General features: G+C 40.2%; 11 protein-coding genes. 3 read left to right on the forward strand and 8 right to left on the reverse strand.

Features of this window, described 5'->3' with window-relative positions:
• Positions 1 to 289 precede the first annotated feature (289 nt).
• Together ACMX3D_RS27690 and glmU are read left to right on the forward strand one after the other, a co-directional pair.
• On the forward strand, positions 290 to 1540 hold the full coding sequence (locus tag ACMX3D_RS27690; RefSeq protein WP_482748978.1) for a response regulator: 1251 nt from the start codon (positions 290 to 292) through the stop codon (positions 1538 to 1540).
• Positions 1541 to 1687: 147 nt separating this feature from the next.
• Positions 1688 to 3037 (forward strand): bifunctional UDP-N-acetylglucosamine diphosphorylase/glucosamine-1-phosphate N-acetyltransferase GlmU, encoded by a 1350-nt coding sequence (gene glmU, locus ACMX3D_RS27695; protein ID WP_482748979.1) that lies wholly within the window; start codon positions 1688 to 1690, stop codon positions 3035 to 3037.
• Between the two features lie 51 nt (positions 3038 to 3088).
• Here glmU and ACMX3D_RS27700 read toward each other — a convergent pair whose 3' ends face one another.
• The 8 genes from ACMX3D_RS27700 to ACMX3D_RS27735 all read right to left on the reverse strand — a co-directional run bounded on the left by ACMX3D_RS27700 (position 3089) and on the right by ACMX3D_RS27735 (position 23901).
• Positions 3089 to 4051 carry an isoaspartyl peptidase/L-asparaginase gene (locus ACMX3D_RS27700; protein ID WP_482748980.1) on the reverse strand — a complete coding sequence of 321 codons (963 nt, stop codon included), beginning with the start codon at positions 4049 to 4051 and terminating at the stop codon, positions 3089 to 3091.
• An 84-nt stretch (positions 4052 to 4135) separates the two neighbouring features.
• Entirely contained in the window at positions 4136 to 4294 is a 159-nt protein-coding gene (locus ACMX3D_RS27705; RefSeq protein ID WP_482748981.1) for a DUF2256 domain-containing protein, read from the reverse strand.
• Between the two features lie 251 nt (positions 4295 to 4545).
• A complete protein-coding gene (locus tag ACMX3D_RS27710; protein WP_482748982.1) occupies positions 4546 to 6684 on the reverse strand; it encodes a PAS domain S-box protein in 2139 nt (712 codons plus the stop codon).
• A gap of 15 nt (positions 6685 to 6699) precedes the next feature.
• Entirely contained in the window at positions 6700 to 12534 is a 5835-nt protein-coding gene (locus ACMX3D_RS27715) for an ATP-binding sensor histidine kinase (RefSeq protein WP_482748983.1), read from the reverse strand.
• A gap of 221 nt (positions 12535 to 12755) precedes the next feature.
• Complete coding sequence (locus tag ACMX3D_RS27720) at positions 12756 to 14594, reverse strand: sensor histidine kinase (protein ID WP_482748984.1); 1839 nt, start codon at positions 14592 to 14594, stop codon at positions 12756 to 12758.
• Positions 14595 to 14783: 189 nt separating this feature from the next.
• A complete protein-coding gene (locus tag ACMX3D_RS27725) occupies positions 14784 to 20690 on the reverse strand; it encodes a trifunctional serine/threonine-protein kinase/ATP-binding protein/sensor histidine kinase (protein WP_482748985.1) in 5907 nt (1968 codons plus the stop codon).
• A 107-nt stretch (positions 20691 to 20797) separates the two neighbouring features.
• A complete protein-coding gene (locus tag ACMX3D_RS27730) occupies positions 20798 to 20947 on the reverse strand; it encodes a hypothetical protein (protein WP_482748986.1) in 150 nt (49 codons plus the stop codon).
• An 80-nt stretch (positions 20948 to 21027) separates the two neighbouring features.
• Positions 21028 to 23901: a GAF domain-containing protein gene (locus ACMX3D_RS27735; protein ID WP_482752444.1), complete on the reverse strand. Its 2874-nt coding sequence runs from the start codon at positions 23899 to 23901 to the stop codon at positions 21028 to 21030.
• A gap of 218 nt (positions 23902 to 24119) precedes the next feature.
• On the opposite strand from ACMX3D_RS27735, the gene ACMX3D_RS27740 reads away from it, so the two are divergent.
• Positions 24120 to 25244, forward strand: a complete 1125-nt coding sequence (locus ACMX3D_RS27740; protein WP_482748987.1) for a quinone-dependent dihydroorotate dehydrogenase — start codon at positions 24120 to 24122, stop codon at positions 25242 to 25244.
• The last annotated feature ends 31 nt before the right edge of the window (positions 25245 to 25275 follow it).

Below are 25275 nucleotides of genomic sequence, written 5' to 3' on the forward strand. Positions count from 1 at the left end.
GAACGAGTAAAACCCTCTCTTATGCCCTGAATATTAAGAAATCTCCGTAAAAAACCTGATTTAACATTTGGGCGAATTTATGATACTAGAATAAGCATTTGGGATGTTTACAGCAAATTTCTCTTAGCAAGATTCTATTTTTATAAAGAAAAATATTCTTTGCACAATAAAAACAAGCAGCCTAATAATAGTGCGGCAAGCTTGTAAAAATCCAAAATAAAGTATAGTCACAGCGCTAAACTTGATTTTTGCAGACAGAAACTGTTAATTAAAAAAATGGGGTGTATTTGTGATTCACTGGAGTGCTAGGTACACAAACTCTAATCAACAAAGTCTTAGTGGGTCTAATACCAGAAAAAAAGTAAATAGTGGAAATGCCAATCATGAGATGATATGGGAAGACTTAGAAGACTATCCACTAAACTTATCTCAGCAAGAAGTAATGACTGAACAAGGGCAAGCAGATTCTTCTTGGAGCAAACCTGAGATGAATTCTGGGTACAATTCATTATTATCTAAAAGTTTACAAGCCAAAGGCTCCAAAGTGAATTGCATCTTTGATGCTGAAGCACCAAAAATTTTAGTAGTTGACGACCATGCAGCTAGTCGAATGACAGCTGCGGCCTTGTTGGCAATGGAAGGTTACGAAGTGATTGAAGCAGACAGTGGTGCTACTGCTGTGGTGTTGGTAACGCAAAAACAGCCCGATCTAATTTTGCTGGATGTGATGATGCCAGGCATGGATGGATTTGAAGTATGCCAATTACTCAAGCAAGACGAACACACTAGATTAATCCCAGTAATTTTTATTACAGCATTAAACGACAGGCGATCGCGCATTCGGGGAATTGAAGTTGGCGCAGATGATTTTCTCACCAAACCTTTTGACCGTGTAGAACTAGCAGCGCGGGTGAAGTCCTTAGTACGGCAAAAGCGCTTAAACGAAGATTTAGACCACGCAGAACAAGTCCTGTTTTCCATTGCTAGAGCGATTGAAAGCCGTGATCCTAATACAGGAGATCACTGCGAACGGTTAGTCAAGCTAGGACAAGCATTTGGTGAATATCTCAATCTTTCTCGCTCTCAGCTGCGAGATTTGATGTGGGGAGGTTATCTTCACGATATCGGTAAAGTTGGCATTCCCGATGCAGTTCTACTCAAGAATGGACAACTCACCTTAGAAGATTGGCAGATTATGCAGCAGCATGTTTTAATCGGGGAAAAAATTTGCCAACCTTTACGCAGTATGCGGGGTGTCATTCCCATTATTCGCCATCACCACGAGCGCTGGAATGGTTCAGGCTATCCAGATGGACTCAAAGGCAATGAAATTCCTTTTCTGGCGCAAGTTTTCCAATTTATTGATATTTATGATGCTTTGACTAGTGAAAGACCTTATAAAAGAGCTTTTACCTCAGAGGAAGCTTTATCTATAATGCAGGAAGAAACCGAAGCAGGTTGGCGTAACCCTGAACTAATGCAGCAGTTTACTAATTTTGTTCGCGCTTATGAGCTTAATTCTAACTCGCTGCAAGTATGAAGGCTGAAATATTGTAGGTTGGCAAAGTTGTTTTTGCAGAATAGAGTCCAGGCTTGCCTCGCGCTAGGCTAGAGGCGGAATTTTATACTTTATACTTTATACTACCTTTGGCAAAGCCAAGGGCGAACATACTTTATATTTCTGATTATGGTAGTTGTAGCAATTCTAGCGGCGGGACGCGGCACAAGGATGAAATCAAGCTTACCTAAAGTTTTACATTCTTTAGGGGGGCGATCGCTAGTAGAGAAAGTTTTAGAAAGTGTAGAACCGCTTTCACCTTCACGACGCATGGTGATTGTCGGGTATCAAGCCCAAGAAGTGAAAGCCGCTTTGCAGTCAAACTCCAGCTTGGAGTTTGTAGAACAGACCGTTCAACTAGGAACAGGTCACGCTATCCAGCAATTACTGCCTTATCTTGAAGACTACACGGGAGATTTATTAGTCCTCAACGGTGATGTCCCACTGTTACGCACCGAAACCCTGAAACAGCTATTGCTCACTCACCAACAAAATCACAACGCTGCTACCATCCTAACTGCACAGTTACCAGACCCCAAAGGCTATGGGCGAGTTTTCTGTGATGGTGAAAATATCGTCCAACAAATGGTGGAAGACAAAGATTGTACTCCTGCTCAACGACAAAACCAACGGATTAACGCTGGGGTTTACTGCTTTCGCTGGCCGAACTTAGCCAAAGTTTTACCGCATTTAGAAGCCAACAACGCCCAAAAAGAATACTACCTCACCGATGCTGTTACTCAAGTTGGGCAAGTCATGGCTGTAGATGTAGCAGATTATCAAGAAATTTTAGGAATTAACGATCGCCTACAATTAGCCACAGCCTACGAGATTTTACAACAGCGCATCAAAGAAAAATGGATGGTTGCAGGTGTGACACTCGTTGACCCTAATAGCATTACAATTGACGACAATGTAGAACTACAACCAGATGTCATTATTGAACCCCAAACTCACCTGCGCGGAAAGACCACAATTAAAACTGGTAGCCGCATCGGGCCGGGAAGTTTGATTGAAAATAGTCAGTTGGGTGAAAACGTTACAGTGCAATATTCTGTTGTCACAGACAGTATTGTGCAAGCAGGAACTCGGATTGGCCCATACTCTCATTTGCGCGGTCATGTCCAAGTAGGTACTAATTGCCGCATAGGCAACTTTGTAGAGTTAAAAAATACACAGTTAGGCGAAAAAACTAACGTAGCGCATCTATCTTATTTGGGAGATACAACTGCGGGTACTCAAGTGAATATTGGTGCAGGCACAATTACAGCTAATTATGACGGTGTAAAAAAACACAGGACAAGAATTGGCGATCGCACCAAAACAGGTTCTAATAGCGTATTAGTAGCACCAGTTACCTTGGGTGATGATGTCTATGTTGCAGCGGGTTCCACAGTCACCGAAGATGTCCCCAACGATAGTTTAGTCATTGCTCGTAGCCGTCAGGTCGTCAAACAAGGGTGGCGGAAGAAAGTATGAAGGCTGAAGTATGAAGTATGAAATTTATTTTCACACTTCACACTTCACACTTCAGACTTGAATACAGCCGATTTGTGTACCAACGGGCATTTCTAGGGTGTCGCCAATTTTTTCGCCGTCGTGGTAGGCGGCAAGTAAGACTTGGCTAGTTTTACCCCAAGCGATCGCCCCACTGGCATCTAATGCGATCGCCCCTAAATCTCTTTTGTGTTCGTGGGCTTCGGCAAAGGAGCGTTGCATTGCATCTTTGAGAGTCATCCCATCAGTAACGCGCACCACAATTCTTGGTGCTAAACACTCATCGATAATGTCTTCGCCAATCCCAGTACAGCTAACAGCCGCATGACCAGTGGCATAATTCCCAGCCGGCATTGCCGAATCACTTACCCGACCAATCCGCTCAAAACCTTTGCCGCCTGTGGATGTACCTGCTGCTATTCCACCATGAGCATCTAATGCAACTACACCAATTGTCCCACGTCCGGCATTGCTGGTTTCTAGTAACTCTGGCTCGGCTACCACCCCAGCCATTGTCCTTTTAAAATTATCTTGACGTTCCTGAATCCATTCTTGCAAGCGTAATTCAGTTAAAGCATTGTAGCTTGGTACTTGTAACTCTCGTGCTAATTCAGCGGAACCGTAATCTGACAACACTCGATCAGGCGAAGTTTGTAAGAAATATGCTAACTCAATGGGATTTTTTACCCGCGAGACATTAATTACACCACTAAAACGCCCTAACATCCCATCCATCAAAGAAGCACTCATCCGGATTTGACCGTCAGATTGCAGCACCGAACCAGTACCAGCATTAAAGCGGGGGTCATCTTCCAATAATTGGCAACCCCGCAGCACTGCGGTGGAAGCGTTTGCCCCTGATAATAACAAAGCATAAACTTCTTCTATGACTGCTTGGAGCGATCGACGTACCGTCTCTAATCCTCCTTTGCCGTGGAGAGAACTACCAGCCCCTCCATGAATAATTAATTTTGGTTGCACCACCTGTACCTGCATCTATAATTTTTTGCGCTATTTGCGTCTGAGTTAAAGTTGATTTTACAATTCACACTTCATACTTCACACTTCATACTTCACCCCTTACTCTGTTTTCGCCTCAGAACGGCGACGGCGGCAACGTTCTGAGCAGTATTTCACCTCATCCCAGCAATCTTGCCACTTCTTCCGCCAAGCGAAGGGACGTTGACATACAGGGCAGATTTTTGTAGGTAGGTCAGATTTAGAACGATAGCGCTCCATATAAATACTGTGAGGATATAATTTTGATTTCTGAGATAGACGGAAAATAATTATAACCAGTTTGCTCCACAGGGGGGAGACTTTAGCTCATAAATATCAATTCCATCTACTGTGAGACTTATTTATCAACTAATCGCCCGATAATGTAGTTGCATTTGATACAAAATAACAAGTCAATTAAAAAGTGCAACAGTCCCTAGAGATACATTGCCATTTGTTCTAAATAGTTCAAGCAAAGTTATTGACAATATTTACTGCTGAATGGGAATTGTAATCACAAACTCTGTTCCTTTTCCTGGTTGGGAGTAACACTCCAATTTGCCAGCATGTTTTTCAGTAATAATTTGATAGCTAATCGACATTCCCATACCTGTGCCTTTACCCACAGGTTTGGTGGTAAAGAAGGGATTGAAAATTTGTTTTTGAATTTGTTCTGGCATTCCGATACCATTGTCGGCGATCGCAATTTTTACCCAATGAGAATCAATTACCCAGGTACGAATCGTAATCGTAGGCAGTTGTTCTTGATCCATTCCCAATTCCCAACTCCCCACTCCCATTTCTAAAGCATCAATGGCATTTGCCAAAATATTCATAAACACCTGATTGAGTTGTCCAGCGTAGCATTCGACTAAAGGTAAGCTGCCGTAGTCTTTAACCACATGGATTTCTGGAAATTTTGGCTTTTCTTTGAGACGATATTGCAAAATCATTAAAGTACTATCTATGCCTTCGTGAATATCTACTGCTTTAAATTCAGCTTCATCCATGCGTGAGAAGGTACGCAGTGATAACACAATTTGACGGATGCGTTGAGTTCCGACTTTCATAGAACTCAAGATTTTGGGTAAATCTTGCTGAATGTAATCTAAGTCAATTTCCTCAGATAAAGCCTGAAATTCAGGCTGGTTAATCGGTTGATACAAGTGAATTAACCGTAATAAATCTTGAGTATGTTCCTCAAGATGGCTGAGATTACCGTGAATAAAATTCACAGGATTGTTAATTTCATGGGCAACTCCAGCCACCAATTGACCCAGACTGGACATTTTTTCAGCTTGAATCATTTGTGCTTGGGTGCGTTGCAGTTCTTCTAGAGTTTGGGCTAAATTTTCTGACTGTTGTCTAAGTTGAGCTTCAATTTGTTGGCGATCGCGAATATCACGGGCGATAGTTGATAAAAACTCGACTTCGCCTTGTTCATTTTTATGAGCAATAATCACCTGGGAAACCGGAATTTCTGATCCATCACGACTACGAAATATCGATTCTCCAGACCAAATACCCTTCTGAATGACAATAGGTAGCCTCTCAGTCTGAAATTTATCCAACATTGAAGGTGCCAAAACCTCACTGATATGAAAATTGTTGGCATCGGCTGGTGAAAAGCCTAAAATATTTTGACCTGCTTGGTTGAGATAGCAATTAATTCCGGCTGCATCAGCCATACCAACTATATCTGTGGTTGCTTCTAAAATTGCTAGTAGTCTGCTTTGCTCTTGTTCTGCTTGTTTACGCTCGCTAATATCGCGCACTACCGAAAGTGCATGAGGTTTGCCATTATAGTTTAAGAGTTTTCCTGTGACTTCTATATCAAAAGAAGTACCATCTTTGCGGATGTCTACAGCCTGAGTATAAAATTCACCTCCCATCTTGATGGTGTTGATAAATTCTGCAAATTGCCCAAAAGAATTAGGATGAATAAAGTCTGTAGGACTTAAGTCGGAAAATTCTGCTTGAGAATAGCCATGCATCTGACAAAAAGCCGGATTAGCAGCGACAATCTTACCCGTATCTAAATCAACAACACTAATGCCATCACTCACCGTCTCGAAAATACTGCGATATTGGGCTTCTTGTTGACTTAAGGCTGTCTCAGCTGCTTTGCGATCGCTAATATCTCTGGCTACACAAACAACAGTGTTCCCACTCATGGGTGCAATAGCCGCCTCAAACCAAATTTCTTGCTCACCAATGGGCAAGTTGTATTCTAATTTCACGGTTTTTCTGGTGGTTAGTACCTGCTGAATACAGTTGAGAAAAGAGTCAGCAAAAACAGAAGGTAAAACTTCGTGCATAGTTTTGCCTAATAGTTCTGCTGGTGGTTGGTACAGTGAAGGCGCACTACTAGGGGCAATTTTCAAGTATCGTCCTTCTGCATCTAGGATGATAATTACATCTTGTATGGCGTTGAACAATGCCAGTAATTCTGCTTGCGAAGCTTTGATATCTAGTTCTGCTTGATAAGTGCTTTGTAAGAGTTCTTGAGATTCTCTTAGTTCCTGTTTTAGTTGGGTGATTGTGGCACTGTATTGTGCTAACTGTTGCTGTAATTCAGCGTTTTGTTGACTTAGCAAAGCAATTTGCTGTTCGAGGGCTGCGTTGTTCATGAATTTTCCTCTTATTTATTGTCGAATGGGAATTAAGATGACAAATTCTGTACCTTGCCCTGGAGAAGAGTTGCATTGGATCGAACCGCCATGTTTTTCTACGATAATTTGACGGGCGATCGCCAGTCCTAAACCTGTACCTTTGCCTACAGCTTTTGTAGTAAATAAATTGTCAAATATTTTTTGCTTGACTGATTCATTCATGCCAATTCCATTATCAGCAATTTTGACTTCAACATATTTATTCTGCACAGATGTTTGAATGTTGATTCGACTTGGAATTGCTTGATTTTCTTCATAACTTTGTCCAAAAGTGAATTCATCTAAAGCATCAATAGCATTAGAAAGGATATTCATAAATACTTGATTTAATTGTCCAGGAAAGCATTCAATTAAAGGTAAATCCCCATACTGCGTGATTACTTCGATTGCTGGACGTTGTTCATTAGCTTTGAGGCGATGCTTGAGAATTAAAATAGTGCTATTGATACCTTCATGGATATTAAATGGCACTTTATAATCTTTATCTGCACGGGAGAAAGTGCGCAGACTAGTGCTGATATTTTTCAGGCGATCGCAAGCAATAATCATCGCATCGATGACTTTGGGTAAGTCTTCTAAGGTATATTCCAAGTCGATTTCGACCGCATGGTCTTTAATTTCCTCACTAGGATGAGGTAAACTTTCTTGATAAAGTTTTAAGTGTTCAACAATATCAGCAATTGTCGGTTGAGTTTGTTTCAGGCTGGCAGCAATAAAGCCCAAAGGATTATTCATTTCATGGGCGACACCTGCAACTAAATTACCCAATGCAGACATTTTTTCACTTTGCACCATTTGTAATTGTGCATTTTGTAAATCTTCTAAAGCTGCGGCGAGGGCTTGAGATTTTTCTGTAACTGCGTTCTCAGCTTGTCGGCGATCGCTAATATTAATAGTTGTTCCGACTATACGATAAACTTTACCCGTATCGTCTTTTAATGGACTGAGTGTAGTTAACCACCAAGTTTCTAGTCCATTCAAATTTACACATTCTTCATAGGTGAAGGGTGTTCCAGTTTGGCAACAATGCAGATATTTTTGATATGGTGTCGTACCTTGATCAGCACCTAGCAATTCCTGCGGAGTTTTACCCAAAACGTCCGAAGCAGGTATACCAGTTGCAAGTTCGCAAGATTTGCTCCAGCCTGTGTACTTAAACCTGCCATCATCTCGGACATCAGCCACAAAAATAGAGCAGCCAACACCTTCGTAAATACTACTGAGAAACTTTTCTCGCTCTTGGAGATGATGATATAGTTGAGCATTTTCCAAAGCAATTGCGGCTTGTGTGCAGAGGAAATTTAAAACCCCAAGGCGATCGCTAGTAAATACCCCAGAAGTTAACTTATTTTCTAGGTAGAGTATACCTACCAAATGCCCTTGATTAATTATCGGGGTACAAAGTACACTCTGGGGTTGATGCAGGAGCATATATTCCCCAATTACCCCAGGTATATCTGTTTTGCAATTATCTATAACAACTGTTTGTTGGGTATTTATAACGTAATGGCTAATTTTTATGGGAATATCGTGGCAAGTGTCTAGTAATTGTGGCTGAAGAATAGTGTGTAATTTCCCATGCTCAATCGAAGCAATTGCTTGAATTTGCCAAGTATTTTCTTGAGGAAGTAGCAAAACAGCTTTTTTCGCGCCAGAGTTTTCCAAGATAATTTGGAGCAAACTGGTCATGAGTTCATCTAATTTCAGAGAACTGGAAATTGCTTGAGCCGCTTTGAGAACAGAGGTAAAATCCAGAATTTCAGAATAACCAGTGCTGTCGGTAGTAGCAGTGCGAGTGGATGAAGGAATCCGATGAACAGCAATAGTTTCTAGGGGGTTGAGATTAATTTTTTGCTGTTGCAGAATTAATTGCAGCAGTTGGGGATAGCGGTTTTCCAAGTCGTTAATTTTAGCTTTAGCACCCCAACGGGCATAACAGTAATAGGCTTCTTGCATATAACCTGCTGCAACTTTCTCTTTACCCCAGTCAAGGTAAAATTTAGCTGCTAGTTCGTTAGCTAAAGCTTCTTCTTGGATGTAACCGTTAGCTTTAGCAAAAGAGATGGCGCGATCGTACCAATCTCCTGCTTCATAGTACTTTCCGAATACGCGATGTTTTTCTGCTTCTAGCAAATCAACTTTGTGCTGGTGATTCATGGGAGCATACTGCGCCCAATGCTGTAGTTGTGTTTGGTTTTCAGCCAGACGTTGAAATGCTTCTGATGTTTCATCTAACGGTTGACTCAACTGTGCTAAAACGCTCAGAGAATCGTAAAAATAAAAAGCAAGTTCATTGACAAATCCAACACCAGCAATTAAATAGCGTCTAGCTTCAATTGCATAATTTATTGCTTGCTCAACTTCACCAAACCAGAAGCACAGCGCCAGCTTATACATATAAAAACAATAGACTCCACACAAATCATTGGCAGATAGCAACTGTGAGAGAAATTCTGTTTCTTCGAGAGCTTCACCCGACAAAATCCAGGGCTGTTCTACAAAACCCAACAAATTTAATGTAGATTGCCAAATGATGCGACAGCGATTAGCTGCTGTTACATGGTGCAATTGCTCTAAATTATGGCTGTAAGTGCGAGTTTCTTGCTCTAAGGTAGCCAAAGGTTGAAAGCACCAAAAAGAATTAAGACAAAAATTAATGGCATTATTGCCAGCGAACTCGATGTTTCCTACTTCTAGTCCAGTTATATAACCCTCGTGCGCGAGTGATAGTGTTTCTTTGATATGGGAGTTGCGGTGCTGGATAAATGCTGTCAACGCAGCTAACACTTCAGATTTAATATCTTTAGCATCTAGTTTGTAGACAACCTGGAGTGCTAACTGACCAAACTTGACTGCTGTGTTTACATCTTTGAGCATATTGCACAAAATGATGCCATACATTGCATAGTTAAAAGCTGAAACTGATGTGTTGCCATGTTGAATGGAGAGTTTAACTGACAACGCAACCAGCAATGGCAGTAAGGGAGAGCTAATAATATGCACGGCTGAGATAATGCTAGTGGCAATTTGGACAATTGCCAGTTTTACCTCATCTGTCATCACAGGTAGGTGAACTAAATCTTCAATTTCTTTGTCTGCAATTAATTGGGCGAGGGCTTGAAATTCTTGTTGAATATCTGTGGGTGTAGGTGTTTCGGGAAAGGTAACGCCAAGCTGTTGCAGGATGGTTTGGGCGATCGCGATCGCTTCAAAAAATTGACTGCGGGAGACATGAGATTGAATTTTCAGGCGGTAAACATTGACTTGTTCGGGTAAGGAGTGTGCTTGTTGAATAACAATATGAATGAACTGTTCCATCGCCTCAAAATCGCCGCATAGCATTGCCACTTCAGCCGCTAATTCGTGTAGGGCAAGAGTCATTTCATACTGCTGTTGCCAAGCTTGTTCATCCAACAAAGATAATCCTACTGTGACATATTCACAAGCCGTTTGATAGGCAGTGGCAGCTTTAGCTTTGCGACAAGCGATGAGGTTAAGTTGAGCGAGTTCGTCTCGTTCTGTTTGTTGGGTAATTAAACAAGTTCCATGATTTAATTGATTGACTATTTCAAAAATGCGGTCAACTCTAGCTGCGGATGAAATCTTTTGTAAAAGTAGTTTTCCGATGTGGTAATGAGTATTTTGTTTTTGGCGATCGGGAATTAAAGAATAAGCAGCTTGTTGGACGCGATCGTGTAAAAATTTGTATTTAGCTGATTGTTGATGATTCTCATTTTTACTGACTAATTTATCGTTAGTATCTCCTTGGTAAAACTTATAAATATCAGTAATTGGTAAAACTAACCCTTCCTGTAATGCTTTCCATAAATCAGCGGCTGTTTCGATTTCTGATGCTTCCGAAACAATAGCTAAAGTTGCCAAATCAAATTGATTACCAATACAAGCTGCTAACTGTAATATATTTTGAGTTGATGATGGCAGTCTTTGTAATTGAAATGCCATAAAAGCTACAACATCATCTGTAACTGCTTGCTGAGTCACTTGCGTCATGTCACATTCCCACCCCCCTCCTTGGTAAGGGGGGGTTGGGGGGGTAAATTGAATTAATTTATCTTGGTGTAATGCCTTGAGAAACTGTGTAGCGAAAAATGGGTTACCCTGAGTTTTCTGGAATATTAATATAGAAAGAGGAAATGCCAAATCTTCTGTACATTTCAGTGTGTCTGCAACTAACAGATTTATTTGCACTTGACTCAGCGGTAACAAATTAATTTTATTAATAGTTGCTGGTGTTTTTTCAATTTCACCCAAAGTTAACATCAATGGATGTATCGGTGTGACTTCGTTATCCCGATAGGCACCGATTAACAACAGATAGCTTGTATCAGCCATTAATAACTGCATTAATTTTAATGATGCTGCATCTGCCCATTGCAAATCATCTAAAAATATTACTAATGGATGAGAGGCACTAGCAAAGACTTTTGTGAATTTTTGAAATATTAAATTAAATCTAGTTTGTGCGGCTGTTCCTGATAGTTCTGGTACTACTGGTTGTTTACCAATAATGCCTGCTAATTCAGGAATTACCTCAATCATTACTTGCCCATTGTCACCCACAGCATCTAATATCTTAGTTTTCCACTGCTGGATTTGAACATCACTTTCTGTTAATAACTGTCCCATTAAATCGCGGAAGGCTTGGACAAATGCTGAAAAAGGCATATTCCGATTAAATTGGTCAAATTTGCCTTTAATAAAATAACCATGTTGTTTAACAATAGGCTTGTGAACTTCGTTAATCACAGCAGTTTTACCAATACCAGAAAAGCCTGATATCAGCATCATTTCTGTGGCACCTAAACTAACTCTGGCAAATGCTTGTAGGAGAGTGTCTACTTCTGCTGTTCGTCCATAAAGTTTATCGGGAATGATGAAGCGATCGCACACATCTCTTTCAGCAATTTTAAAATGCTGAATTTCACCAATTTCCTGAATTTGAGTTAAACATTTTGCTAAATCATATTTCAAGCCCAAGGCACTTTGATATCTATCTTCCGCATTCTTCGCCATCAATTTCATGACGATATCTGAAATAACTTGCGGAATCTGTTCCCTGTTCCCTAATTCTGGAGGAATTTTCGCAATATGACAATGCACCAACTCCATCGGATCATTTGATTGAAAAGGTAATTCTCCTGTGAGTAATTCGTAAAAAGTCACACCTAAAGAATAAAAGTCAGTCCGGTAGTCAATACCCCGATTCATCCTTCCTGTTTGTTCTGGAGAAAGATAAGCAAGCGTCCCTTCTAAGACATTGGGGCTGATGAGAGTTTGGGTTTCTCGTGGCAGTAAAGATGCAATACTAAAGTCAATTAATTTAACTTGTTTTGTTTCTGGGTTAATTAAAATATTGCTGGGTTTGATATCTTTATGAATAATCCGATCGCGGTAAAGTATTTCTAAGGCGTTGCAGAGAGCGATCGCTATTTCTAAAAATTCCTGTAGAGATTGTAAGGTTCCTCCCATTCCCCACTTTCTATTATTTACTCCCCATTCCTTGAGGGAAATTCCCCCAAAGTCTTCCATCACCAGCGCATAGCCATTTTGATAAGGTTCTAGGCTATAGGTTTGGATAATTAAGGGTGAGTTGAGGTTTTTGGCTATGGTGTACTGGTTACGAAACTGTATCAGTTCAGTAAAACTGGGGTAAGGGTTTTTTAACAGTTTGATGACTACAGGTAATGAGTCAGTTTCTCGATACCCCCGATAAACCTGGGTTCTGGAACCGTTGTAGAGTTCTTCAGTTATGTGATATCCGGGAATACTAACTCTTGTGCTAACCATACTGCTAAATCCTGACGATTTACAGATTTAGTTTTCCCAGTTATGTTAAGTTTTTTATAAATCTGCGCAAAAATTTACACAAGAGTTCTCTTGAATCAGAATTCAGAAGTCAGAATTATTGCAACTGATGCTATTATTCCTTGACCCTCCGAATTTTAAATTTTGGATTAAATCTAAAATCCAAAATTGTTTGACCATAATTTTACTTTTGGCTGTTAATACTAAATATTCGCTTTGACAGGAAGTATAATTGAAAATTCAGTTCCCTGACCTGAACTAGAATTTACTTCAATCATACCTGTATGTTGTTCTACAATTATTTGATAAGCGATCGCTAATCCCAATCCTGTTCCTTTACCTACAGGTTTTGTAGTAAAAAAAGGGTCAAAAATTCGTCGTCGATTTTCTTCTATAATCCCAATTCCATTGTCAGCAATTGAGATATTAATTGATTCGTTATCTTTAATAAATGTCCGAAGTGTAATTGTCGGTGCAGATTGCTCTGCCTCATTCAGAGCATCAATAGCATTGTTTAAAATATTCATAAATACTTGATTTATTTGTCCTGCATAGCATCCCACTAATGGTAAGTTACCGTATTCTTTAATGATATCAATTTTTGGTTGACTGGGTATGGCTTGCAAGCGACTATTCAAAATCATGAGTGTATTATCTAAACCTTCATGAATATCTACAAATTTTATTTCTGCTTCATCAAGACGTGCAAAATTGCGGAGAGACAAGACAATCTCACGGATGCGAGTAGTTCCCTGTTTCATAGAATCTATGAGATGAGGCAAATCTTTAGCTAGAAACTCAATATCTAGTTCTTCAATTTGATAGCTAATTTGGGGTGTTGGATTGGGATATGTTTGTTGATATAGCTCTAGCAAATTGAGGATACCTTCACTGTATTCGCTGACATGAGTCAAGTTGCCATGAATAAAGTTAACAGGATTATTAATTTCGTGAGCTATTCCAGCTACTAGTTGTCCTAAGCTAGACATTTTTTCGGTTTGTAAAAGTCTAGCCTGGGTACGTTGTAGTTCTTTTAATGTTGCACTAAGTTGCTGTGCTTGCTGACTAGAACTAAGAGCGCGATCGCAAATTTCTTCATACATTTTTACTTGTCTTGCTGCTCCAATCAACGCCACTATTAGCAAACCTCCTAAGACAATCGCCAACAAATTTAGCGCCTGCAAAGGTGATTCAATATTATCTTTTGGCAAAACTAGCGCCAAAGACCAATTCGCTTCTGTCAGTGGGGTATAAGCAATATAATTCCACTTACCATCTAGTTCCAGAAATTCAATACCTGATTGCTGAGATACCATCTTTTTTGTAATGGCTGCTAACTGAGCATTAGAGGATTTCAAAAAACTACGACCTGGTTTTTCCGGTGTACCAATCAGATTAATATCTGGATGAGCGATGGGGACACCTTGAGAATTGAGAGCAAAAGCATAGCTATTTTGTCCTTGATGCAAATTACTAATTACCTGCACAACTTTGTCAATTGGAATTCCCCCCATTAATACACCAGCGGGAGTTGTACCTGTAGCAGCCGGAATAGGGGAACTAATCTGAATTTGTAGTTGTTGTGTTGTTCGTCCAGTAATTGGATCAGCGGCGATGGTTTCACCAGCCATACTGCGTTGAAAAAATTCCCGATCTTTGACATTGATACGACTAGCTTCAGTATTAGTTAAATTACCATCAGGTTGAGCTAGTGCAATTAACAAAAACGTTTGTAAACGCTGCAATTCAGCTTGCAAATAAGGTTGAGCAACATCCCAATTTATTGTTTTTACCGCTGAAGAATTGGCCAAAGTTTTGATTTCTGTCTTCCGAATTGCCAACCATTTATCAATATCATTCCGACCTTGCTCTGTTTTTAATAGTGCTTGTTGTTTCAGGCTTTCTAAGAGCATTAGTCTTAAGATTTTATAACTAGTGATTGCTGTGATTCCAATGACGATAGATAAGGTAATTACGATAATGAGTAGCAGGAGCGATCGCCTTTTTAATTGTACCGGAAGAATATTAGTAGTTTTAGCCATTGCTTGAGCCTAAATGAATGTCAGAAATTTTCACCTTTGAAACTAACTAGGTAAAGTCATCCTTTATCAGTTTTATGTATTTGCTGTAACTACACTTGTGTTTATCCTAGATAAAATTCAAGATTCGGAATATTGACAAATTGATATTCCAATATAGCAATCTAGATTGTTATTTTTGACTTATGAAAGCTAAAATTTTACAGGTAATGTGATTAAAAATTCTGTTCCCTGTCCTAAAACTGATGTGACTTCAATAGTTCCGCTATGGCGTTCAACAACAATTTGTCGCGCGATCGCCAGTCCTAAACCTGTACCTTTACCAACAGATTTTGTCGTAAATAAATGGTCGAATATTTTCTGTTTGACTTCTTCAGTCATCCCCTTACCATTATCAGATATAGCAATTTTAACGAGATTATTTTCTACTGAAGTGGTAATGGTAATTAGGTTTTGTTTAGCGTTGATTTCTTCAAAGCTGCGACTGTGATTCGATTCTTCTAAAGCGTCAATAGCATTAGCCAAAATGTTCATAAATACTTGATTTAATTGCCCTGGGAAACATTCAACTTGAGGTAAATTGCCGTAGTTGGTAACAACAGAAATTGCTGGACGTTGTTCGTTAGCTTTCAGGCGATGTTTGAGAATTAAAATTGTGCTATCAAGACCTTGATGAAGATTAAATGGAACTTTGTAATCTTGATCGGCACGAGAAAAAGTACGTAAACTGGTACTGATATTTTTCAGCCTGTCACATGCAATAGTCATGGAATCAAGCATTTTAGGAAAGTCTTCTAAGCTATATTCCAAGTCAATTTCTTCGGCATGATCACGAATTTCTTCGCTCTGATTGGGCAAAGTTTCTTGATAAAGCTTTAAGTGTTCAACAATATCAGCGAATGTAGGTTTAGCTTGTTTGAGACTGGCAACAATAAAGCCCAAAGGATTATTCATTTCGTGAGCCACACCAGCAACTAAGTTACCTAACGCAGACATTTTCTCACTTTGGATCATTTGTAATTGAGCTTGTTGTAAGTCTTGCAGTGCTTGCTGTAAGTCAAGGGATTTTTGTTGCAAAGCAAGTTCAGCAACTTGACGTTCACGAAGTGCAGCTTGCTGTTCGCTAATATCCAACAACAATCCATCCCATACCAAAGTACCATCAGCTTTTTTTTCTATTCGAGCTTCTCCATAAATCCATTTAGGAATTCCAGATAGTGTGAAAATTCGACCTGACCATTGCCAAGGAGTCATTGTTTGAATTGAATCTGCAATAGAATCTTGGTAGCTGGCAACATCATCTGGATGTATTCGCTCAAAGATTAACTGCACATTAGCGATCGCTTGCTCTGGCGTAATTTCGTAGAGTTCATAACATTCTGCACTGATGTAAGCCAGAGACATTGCACCATCAGCAGCTATCTGGTATTGATAAACAACTCCAGGCACATTATCTACAAGTTTCTCAAACCGAGAGTTACTCGCACTCAATTCAGCAAATGATTGCTCTAGTTGCTGAGCATATTCCTGAGAACGCTCATAAAGTTGGGCATTTTCTAGAGAAATAGCAGCTTGAGTGCAAAGTAAATTCAGAAGTTCGACGCGATCGCTCGTGAATGCTCCTGTTGCTAAATTATTTTCTAGATATAAAATGCCCATCAACTTCCCTTGATGCAAAATCGGGCTGCACAAAATACTTTTGGGCTGTTGACGAACAATATACGAGTCATTGGCTAAGGTCGGATCTGCGATCGCATCTAGCAAGACAACTGTCTGCTTGCTGTGCTTGACTTTGTAAATCAGCTTTAAGGGAATGTCTTGGCTGTCCTCAACCACAAGGCGCTGCAACACAACTGGCTGTGTCCCTACAGTCATCGCTCCTTGGATCAGCAGGTGATGGTCTCGCAACAGCATTAACACGCATTTATCGGCTCCAGCATTTTCGATGGCGATAGAAAGCAGCGATGAAAGCAATTTTTCCAGTTCGATTTCACCGGAAATAGTTTGAGAAGCTTTGAGAATCGCTTTTAAATCTAGGGTATCTGAGACACCGCTGCTAGAAGTGGTGGAACTGGTGGATGTAATACTGCCTAATGCGACGATAGTTTCATTAGTTGAGAGAGCAGAACGGGTTTGCTGTAATATGGGAGCAAGTAATTGGGCATAACGAGTTTCTAAGTCAGCGACTTTGGCTTTCGCACCCCAACGAGCATAGGCATAGTAGGCGTTTGTCATGTATTCTTGGGCAATGCGTTGTTTATCCCAGTCAAGGTAAAACTTAGCCGCCAGTTCGTTAGCCAGAGCTTCTTCTTGGATGTATTCGTTGGTATGAGCCAACGAGATGGCGCGATCATAGTGATCAATTGCCTCTATCTTGTTTCCTAATACTCGGCATCGTTCTGCTTCTACCAAATGCCACTTGTGTAAATAGTTCATTGGTGCGTGGGTTGCGCACTTGTGTAGTTTTGCTTGATTTTCCGTTACCTGTGACAGGCGATCGCTGGCTACTGCTAAAACTGCCAGAGAATCATAGAAATAAAATATGGGTACTGTAATAAAGCCAGCGGCGGCTCCTAAATACTGTCTACCATCAGCGGCAATTTCTAATAAATTTTGAGCTGGAGCGCCGAACAGGTAGGCCAAAATCAATTTATGCAGATAGAAGAACTGAAGCCCCATCTGGTCATTGTTTGCCAGTAACTGAGAGAGAAATTGCTCTTCGTCGCCAATATCTCCTACCAACACACCAGGATGTTTAACTTTACCCAAAAGATTTAAAACTACTTGTCGGAACATTTGGCAATAGTTAAACATCATCGCTTGCTTGAGATTGCCCAGCACGTTGCTATATGCTTGAATTTCTGGCTCTAGAGTCCCCAGTTCCTGAGCGCTGAAGTAGGAATAGTGACAAGTATGAAATCCGCTGTAACCGCCAAACTCGAAATCGCCGGTATCTAATCCAATTTGATGAGCTTCCCGTAAAATTGGCAGTGATGCTCGCAGGTGAGTAGTTCCAGGCAAAATGAGCGCTCCGACAAGCAAGCGGGTTCTAGATTCAACTTCCTTGGCGTTGAATTTTTCTAATACTCCTAAGGCTAATGTGCCAGCACGATTGGCTGATTCCATATCTTCTAATACGCCATTTAACAATAGACCATAGCTGGCATAAAAGAACGCAGATAATGGTGCATTGCCGTGTTGAATTGAGGCATTTACTTGGGACAGAATCAATAACGGGTATAAAGTAGGAGTTGTAATGTAAACGACCGCCGCAATACAAGCAACAATTCTGAGCGTGGCCAAGCTTGCGGTTGCTGTCATTGGAGGTAAATTCAACAACTGGGCGATCGCTCTACTGTTAAACTGGTCAGCAGTATACTGAAATTCCTGTTGGATATCTTGCTGAGTTGGTTCATCGGGAAACTGAAGGCCAAGTTGACTTAGTACTTGTTTTCCCAAAGCGATCGCATCTAACAACTGGTGCTGCGATATGTAAGCTTGAATCTTAATTTCATAGATTTTTACTCGCTCAGGAAGTGTCTTTGTCTGATGCAATACTGTTTCCATCCAGTTGTCGATGTGAGCAAAATCTCTGGACAAAAAGGCATTTTCTGCTGCTAATTCATGTAGTTCCAGTGCCAATTCATATTGACTTTGCCAGCAATCGCTGTTGAGGAGGGTGATTCCTTGGGCTGCATATCTCACAGCCGCTTGATATGCGGTTGCAACTTTAGCTTTTTTAGCCGCTAGTAAGTTTAACCGCGCGATTTGCTCTTGTTCTGCTGGCTGAGTAATTAATGCCGATCCGATGTTTAAGTGATTGACAATATCAAATAGTTTTTCTTCCTGTTCTATCTCTGAAGTACTATTGAGGAGCATTTGCCCAATTTGCAGATGGATTGCTGTTTTCTGGTCATCGGGAATCAGAGAATAGGCGGCTTGCTGTACGCGATCGTGGATAAATTTGTATGTAACTGTGATTTTTTCTTGGTTATTAGTTATTTGTTCTAATTCATCTACAAATGATAAATGATGATTAGGTAATGACTTTTGTTGATAAAACTTATAAACATCACTAATTGGTAAAACTAAACTTTCTTGTAATGCTTTCCACAAAGCAGCGGCTGTTTCAATTTGTGATTGTTCCGAAACAATTGCCAAAGTCGCTAAATCAAATTGATTCCCAATACAAGCGGCTAACTGCAAAACCTGTTGGGTTGATAGCGGTAGTTTTTGCAACTGAAAAATCATAAAAGCCACAACGTCATCTGTAACAGCAAGAGTCGTCACTTTTGCAATGTCACATTGCCACCCACCCATAGCTTTCCCTTGCTCAGGGGGGATAAATTCAATTAATCCATCTTGATACAATGCTTTGAGAAACTGAGTTGCAAAAAAGGGATTTCCTTGGGTTTTCTGATAAATCAATACCGAAAGATTCCATGCCAAATTTTCGGAGCATTTCAGCGTATCTGCAACTAATTTATTTATTTGTAATTGACTCAATGGTCTTAAAATAATTGTATTAATCGTTGCTTGTTTTTTTTGTAGTTCACTCAAAGTCAACATCAGTGGATGTGCTGGATTGACTTCGTTATCACGGTATGCACCTATTAATAAAAGATGACTTGTATCGGTTATTAATAACTGGATTAATTTTAAGGATGCTGAATCTGCCCATTGCAAATCATCTAAAAATATTACTAAAGGATGTTCTGCTTTGGTAAAAATTTGAGTAAATTTTTGAAACAATAAATTAAAGCGATTTTGCGCAGCCGTTCCTGATAATTCTACGGCTGGGGGTTGTTCCCCGATAATTTTTTCTAATTCGGGGAGGACTTCAATAACAACCTGGCCATTTTCTCCAACAGCTTTTAATATTTGATTTTTCCAGTGCTGAATTTGTGCATCACTTTCTGTCAACAATTGACACATTAAATCTCGGAATGCTTTTATGAAAGCACTGAAGGGAATATTACGTTGAAATTGGTCAAATTTGCCTTTGATAAAATAGCCATGTTGCCGCACAATGGGTTTATAAACTTCGTTGACAACGGCAGTTTTACCAATCCCGGAAAAACCTGCTACCAACATCATTTCTGTTGCACCAAGGCTGACGGGCTCAAATGCTTGCAGTAGAGTTGCTACTTCGGTTTCTCTTCCATAAAGTTTATCAGGGATGATAAAGCGATCGCACACATCCCTCTGGGCAATTTCAAAATTCTCAATCTTCCCAGTATCTTTTAGCTGATGTAAACAATGCTCTAAATCTAACTTCAATCCTACAGCACTCTGATATCTATCTTCAGCATTTTTTGCCATCAATTTCATGACAATATTTGAAATTACTTCAGGAATTTCTGGATGAATTTCATGTATTAATGGTGCTGTTTTGGCAAGATGAGAATGCACTAACTCTATAGGTTCATTAACTTGAAAGGGTAAAACTCCTGTCAGTAGATCGTAAAAAGTAATACCAAGTGAATAGAAGTCTGTGCGATAGTCTATGGCGCGATTCATTCTCCCTGTTTGTTCGGGAGAAATGTAAGCAAGTGTCCCTTCTAACACTTTGGGATTAACTAGAGTTTGGGTTTCTCGCGGTAACAAAGATGCAATGCTAAAGTCAATTAATTTAATTTGTTTAGTTTCGGGATTAATTAATATATTGGTGGGTTTAATATCTTTATGAATAATACGTTCGTGGTAGAGAAGATTGATTGCGTCGCATAATGCGATCGCTATTTGTAAAAAATCTATCAAAAATTCTACTTTTACCCCTACTCCCCACTGACTATTTTTCATTGTCCATTCCTTCAGAGAAATTCCTCCAAAGTCTTCCATTACCAACGCATATCCATTGAGATACGGTTCAAGGCTATAAGTTTGGACAATCAATGGTGAGTTGAGATTTTTCGCAATGGTGTACTGATTACTAAACGATAATAGTTCGCTAAAACTGGGATAAGGATTTTTGAGGAGTTTAATTACTATCGGTAAGGAATCAGTCTCTCGATATCCTCGATATACCAACGTTCTGGAACCATTGTAAAGTTCTTCAGTGATGCGATATCCAGGAATATTCACCAGAGTGCTGATCATATTGCTAAATCCTTCAAATGTCTGGATTTAGTATTCCCAGATATATCAAGTTGTTCATAAATATGAGAAAAAATTTACACCGGAATTTTAATAATAAATCCAGTACCTTAACTTAAAAAAGAGTTACAATTCAATTTTCTACCGTGAGTTTCTGCCACAATTTGCCAAGCGATCGCCAGTCCTAAACCTGTGCCTTTTTCTCCTGGCTTCGTAATAAATAAATGGTCAGAAATTTTACTTTTAACTTTTGGAGTCATTTCCTTGCTATTATTCGCAATTGATATTTTTAGCTTTTAACTTAATTTACGCAAAACTACGCCCAGAGTGCGAATCATCGTCAGCCATTTTGATTAGCTAAAGGTAACAGCAAGCGACTAACAACCCGATTATCTGGTAACTGATAAAAATGTAACTCTCCTCCCAATTGTTGCATTAGCTGTTGGCAAATTAGCAGATGTAAAGCTGGTGGTTGTTTAAGTTGGGAAACTGCTAGTACATCTTTCGGTGTTTGATGTTGCAGTGCTGCTAGTAAGTGCGGTTCAATAATGCCATTATCTGTAATTGATAGTTCCAACAACCCTTCTTCTAAGCGGCGACACCAGATGTCTATTCTGCCGCCACTTTGAGAACGGTTACAGGCTACAACCAATATTTCATACAGCACTAGTTCAAATTTGACGATATCGCCAGCGATCGCTAAGGATGACGGATAACTCGAAGGTTGCAATCCTTTGAGGAATATTCCACTGTTATTGGAATCTGCATCTGTAGCTGATTGTCCTAAACCATGCACACCTGCCCAAAGTTTGCGTTGCTTAAGTAAATTATCAACTCGTTCGAGCGATCGCTTCAGTAAAGTGGCGATAGGCATGGTTTCAGAACTTTGATGCAGTTGCCATTGCTCAAGTTTCACTAGGGAGGTCATGGCAGCTGTGGTATGGTCTAATTGCCGCAGTAATAGTTTATAGCGTGTCTGCGTTAATTCATTGGCAGGAATACCCAAATCATGTATCTGACTTAATAATTGTGTTGCTGTTCTTTGAATTTCTTCTAAGCGACGATGTTTGTACCAATTGAGTTGTTGTAATTCTTGGTTTGTGGACTCTAGAAGTTTGGTGATTTGCTGTTGACGACGCGACCAAGCTAATTGAGTTACAAGTGTTTCTGTAGCATCAAGGCTTTGTTTTGTCCAATGTCGTTCTCGACGATCTGCAACTAATAGTATGCCTGTGGGTGCATAATCAGCATTGGTGCGAAGTGCGATCGCTAAAACTTGCCCAATGCCTTGACCATTTAACCATTTTCTGGTTTCTGGTGGTAAATCATCTGCATACACACACACATAATCATCTTTGGATAATGCCCACTGAATTAAAACCTCAGTCTGGATTGGAATTGGTTGATCTGCCACAACCCCAAACCGATGATCGTGAATTACTCCTGGAATAATTTCTGCAAAATTGTCTCCTGGGAACCACGATAACAGCACTGTCAAAGGAGAATTAAGCACAGTGGCAATTTGTGTTAGTGCTGTGCGTTCTAGATGTTTTGTCCCGGAATCAGTTGTGCTATTTTGGGTTTTTTCGAGGATGCGTAAGCATTGCTGAATACTATGCAGAATTTGCTGCTGTTGTTCGTTCTCAGTTTGTAATTGCCACTGTCGCACAATTACGCCAATTTGTTGACTAACAGCCCATAACAATTTTTTTTCTAGGTTTGCCCAACTACGATTAGTTTCGTGAGCAATTACTAAAAGTGCGTTTGCTATATGACCTTGAGTACAGTTACAAACCAACAGCGATCGCATTCCATGTTCTAATAACAAAGGTCGCCAGTTAAAAAACCGTAAATCTTCTTCGACGTTCTGCACCTCGACGGCAGTTTTTGCCGACTTCAACATCTGCTCATCCATATCTTTAAGAGCATTGAAGGTAAATGTTAAAGGTCGGCGATTTTGGGGTTGGCTTTGAAAAATAATTTGATAACTATGCAGATCAGGATTGTACTGTAATAGTAAAAACCGAGTAGCTGCAACACGCGTTAAAACTTTAGTTGCACAGTTACTTAAAGTTGCGTGTAGGTCTTCATCGTTATAAATCGCTTGGGCAACTTGGCTGGATAATTGGGCATCATCTTGAATTTGCTTGATAGTAGTTTCCATCGTTTCGGTAGGCGCAACTAAAGAAATTAACCCCGCCGCACTTTGAACAAAATTTTTGTCTGCTTGCGTCCAGATGCGCGGTTCATTAGCTTCCACCGCCAGAAAACCTAATAGTTCCTTTTGCCAGATGATAGGTGCTGCTAACAGCGATCGCGCCTGTAAGCGTTGCAATACCTTGGCAGTAAAATGACTTTTCAAGGAACTGCGCTCATCACCAATCAAGACAATTTGATTGACTGATAAAGCATAATAAAAGTCGCTTAAATCCTGTACTGTCATCCCCGCAGCTATTTGCTGTTGGTTGTTTTGCCGACCGATATTAGCCAGCTGATTGCTCATCCGACACCAAAAATAACGTCCTTGTCGCTCAAACCAGTAAATATTTGTCCGGCTAGGAGAGACAAATTGATGTGTTGTCTGTACAACTGCTTTCAGCTTTTGGTCTAAATTATTGAGAGTACGTAAATTTTCTAGTAAATTTAATAACGGCTCATCCAGATGCTTAGTTTGCTGTTGCTGCAAATTTAATTCTTGTTGATAAAGTACAGCCCCTAGTTCACCTAACACCATCAACAAACGAGCTTTTGCCTCTCCCGGTAACAAGTAACCCCAACGTTCCGAGCCAAATAATAACAAACCTAAAAATCGGTCTCTATAGCGAATAGGTAAAACAATCGTTCCCTGAATACTAAATTTTTTACCAATTTCTTGCCATTCTGCGGCGCGAGGTTCTAGCCGCAAATCTGCAACACCCAAGGGGCGCTGTTCAATCACTACTTGTTCTAAAAGGTCGCCAGGGCTAAGTGCAACTTGTTTGCGTAAAAATTTTGTGTCACCATCAGGTGCAATGCCGCCCTTACCAATTAATGTATGTTTTAGACGGTCATATAAAGCAATCCAAACCAGATTGTAGTCAAACTGCTCTTTAATATAAGAAATAGTAGTATCAATCAGAACATCAACATTATCCTCTTCTCTGATAGTTTGGAGGACACGTCCCAAAGCAATGATTGGTTGTTCGGCGGCTATCGGTTTTTGTGGCTGCCCCATTTGATTATTGGTTAACATCGCTTTTTATATATAAGATGCCCAGAAAAGCAGCCTAATACCATTTTGGATTTTAAATTTTAGATTTTGGATTGGAACCATTTCATCTGTCGCAATCACTTTTGAAATTGGTATAAGTTATATGCGGCTAGGCAAGATTAAAGTTATATCATTTCGTAATTCTCTATTCCAAACTCCCTACTTCCCATTCCCTTATTCACATGGATATTTATCAAGTTGCACTTCGTCCACTACTGTTCAACGTTCTGAAAACAGATGCAGAGTGGTTACATAAGCAGGCTATTCGCAGTCTTAACTGGTTATCACAGACAAATAATGTTTCTGCTGACTTGGTTAATCAAAGCTTACAGCGGTCTTTGTGTCTATGCGATCGCCGTCTGGAACAAAATTTGTTTGGGCTAAATTTCCCTAACCCTCTTGGTTTGGCAGCTGGCTTTGATAAAGATGGGGTAGGCGCAAAAATTTGGTCGAACTTTGGTTTCGGCTTCGCCGAGTTGGGAACTGTGACTTTTCACTCCCAACCAGGCAATCCCCAACCCCGATTATTTCGCTTGCCCTTAGATCAAGCTGTTCTTAACCGCATGGGTTTTAATAATAGTGGTGCAGCAGCAATGGCTTCTAGGTTAGCAGCACAAAAGGAATTTACTCATACCATACCCATCGGCATAAATTTGGGCAAATCAAAAGTTACACCTTTAGAAGCCGCCGCCGAAGATTATCTCAACAGTTTCCGCTTACTCAAAGAGTTGGGTGATTACTTTGTCGTGAATGTATCTTCGCCCAATACTCCAGGCTTGCGATCGCTCCAAGATGCCGCCATGCTCAGTTCTATCTTGGACGTACTACAACAAGAAAACAAAACACATAAACCGATATTTGTCAAGATAGCACCAGATTTGGAATGGGAAGCGATCGCCGACATTATTGGACTGGCTAAAACCTACCAACTAGCAGGAATTATTGCCACGAACACCACAATCCGCCGTGATGGACTGAAAACCAAAGTAATTGACCAAACTGGTAAACCACCACAAGAAGAAGCTGGCGGAATTAGTGGTGCGCCATTGTGCGATCGCTCCACAGAAATTATTAAGTTTATTTGGCAGCAAACCCAAGGGCAAATTCCCATTATTGGGGTAGGTGGCATATTTTCCGCAGAAGATGCTTGGGAAAAAATTACTGCGGGAGCCAGCCTAATTCAGGTCTATACGGGCTGGATTTATGAAGGCCCAATGATGGTGCGTCGAATCCTAACTGGTTTGCTATCCAAGTTAGAGCAAAACAAATTAAATTCCATCACCGAAGCGGTTGGTTTCAAAGTATGAAGGCTCAAGTATGAAGTTTGAAAAGCATAGA

The sequence above is a fragment of the Anabaena sp. TISTR 8404 genome, from assembly GCF_056847745.1.

Excerpts from the sequence above, each read along its gene's own strand:
- ACMX3D_RS27715 (WP_482748983.1), bottom strand. The coding sequence starts at position 12,534 with ATGGTTAGCACAAGAGTTAGTATTCCCGGATATCACATAACTGAAGAA.
- ACMX3D_RS27710 (WP_482748982.1), bottom strand. The coding sequence starts at position 6,684 with ATGAACAACGCAGCCCTCGAACAGCAAATTGCTTTGCTAAGTCAACAA.
- ACMX3D_RS27705 (WP_482748981.1), bottom strand. The coding sequence starts at position 4,294 with ATGGAGCGCTATCGTTCTAAATCTGACCTACCTACAAAAATCTGCCCT.
- ACMX3D_RS27740 (WP_482748987.1), top strand. The coding sequence starts at position 24,120 with ATGGATATTTATCAAGTTGCACTTCGTCCACTACTGTTCAACGTTCTG.
- ACMX3D_RS27725 (WP_482748985.1), bottom strand. The coding sequence starts at position 20,690 with ATGATCAGCACTCTGGTGAATATTCCTGGATATCGCATCACTGAAGAA.
- ACMX3D_RS27735 (WP_482752444.1), bottom strand. The coding sequence starts at position 23,901 with ATGGGGCAGCCACAAAAACCGATAGCCGCCGAACAACCAATCATTGCT.
- ACMX3D_RS27700 (WP_482748980.1), bottom strand. The coding sequence starts at position 4,051 with ATGCAGGTACAGGTGGTGCAACCAAAATTAATTATTCATGGAGGGGCT.
- glmU (WP_482748979.1), top strand. The coding sequence starts at position 1,688 with ATGGTAGTTGTAGCAATTCTAGCGGCGGGACGCGGCACAAGGATGAAA.
- ACMX3D_RS27720 (WP_482748984.1), bottom strand. The coding sequence starts at position 14,594 with ATGGCTAAAACTACTAATATTCTTCCGGTACAATTAAAAAGGCGATCG.
- ACMX3D_RS27730 (WP_482748986.1), bottom strand. The coding sequence starts at position 20,947 with ATGACTCCAAAAGTTAAAAGTAAAATTTCTGACCATTTATTTATTACG.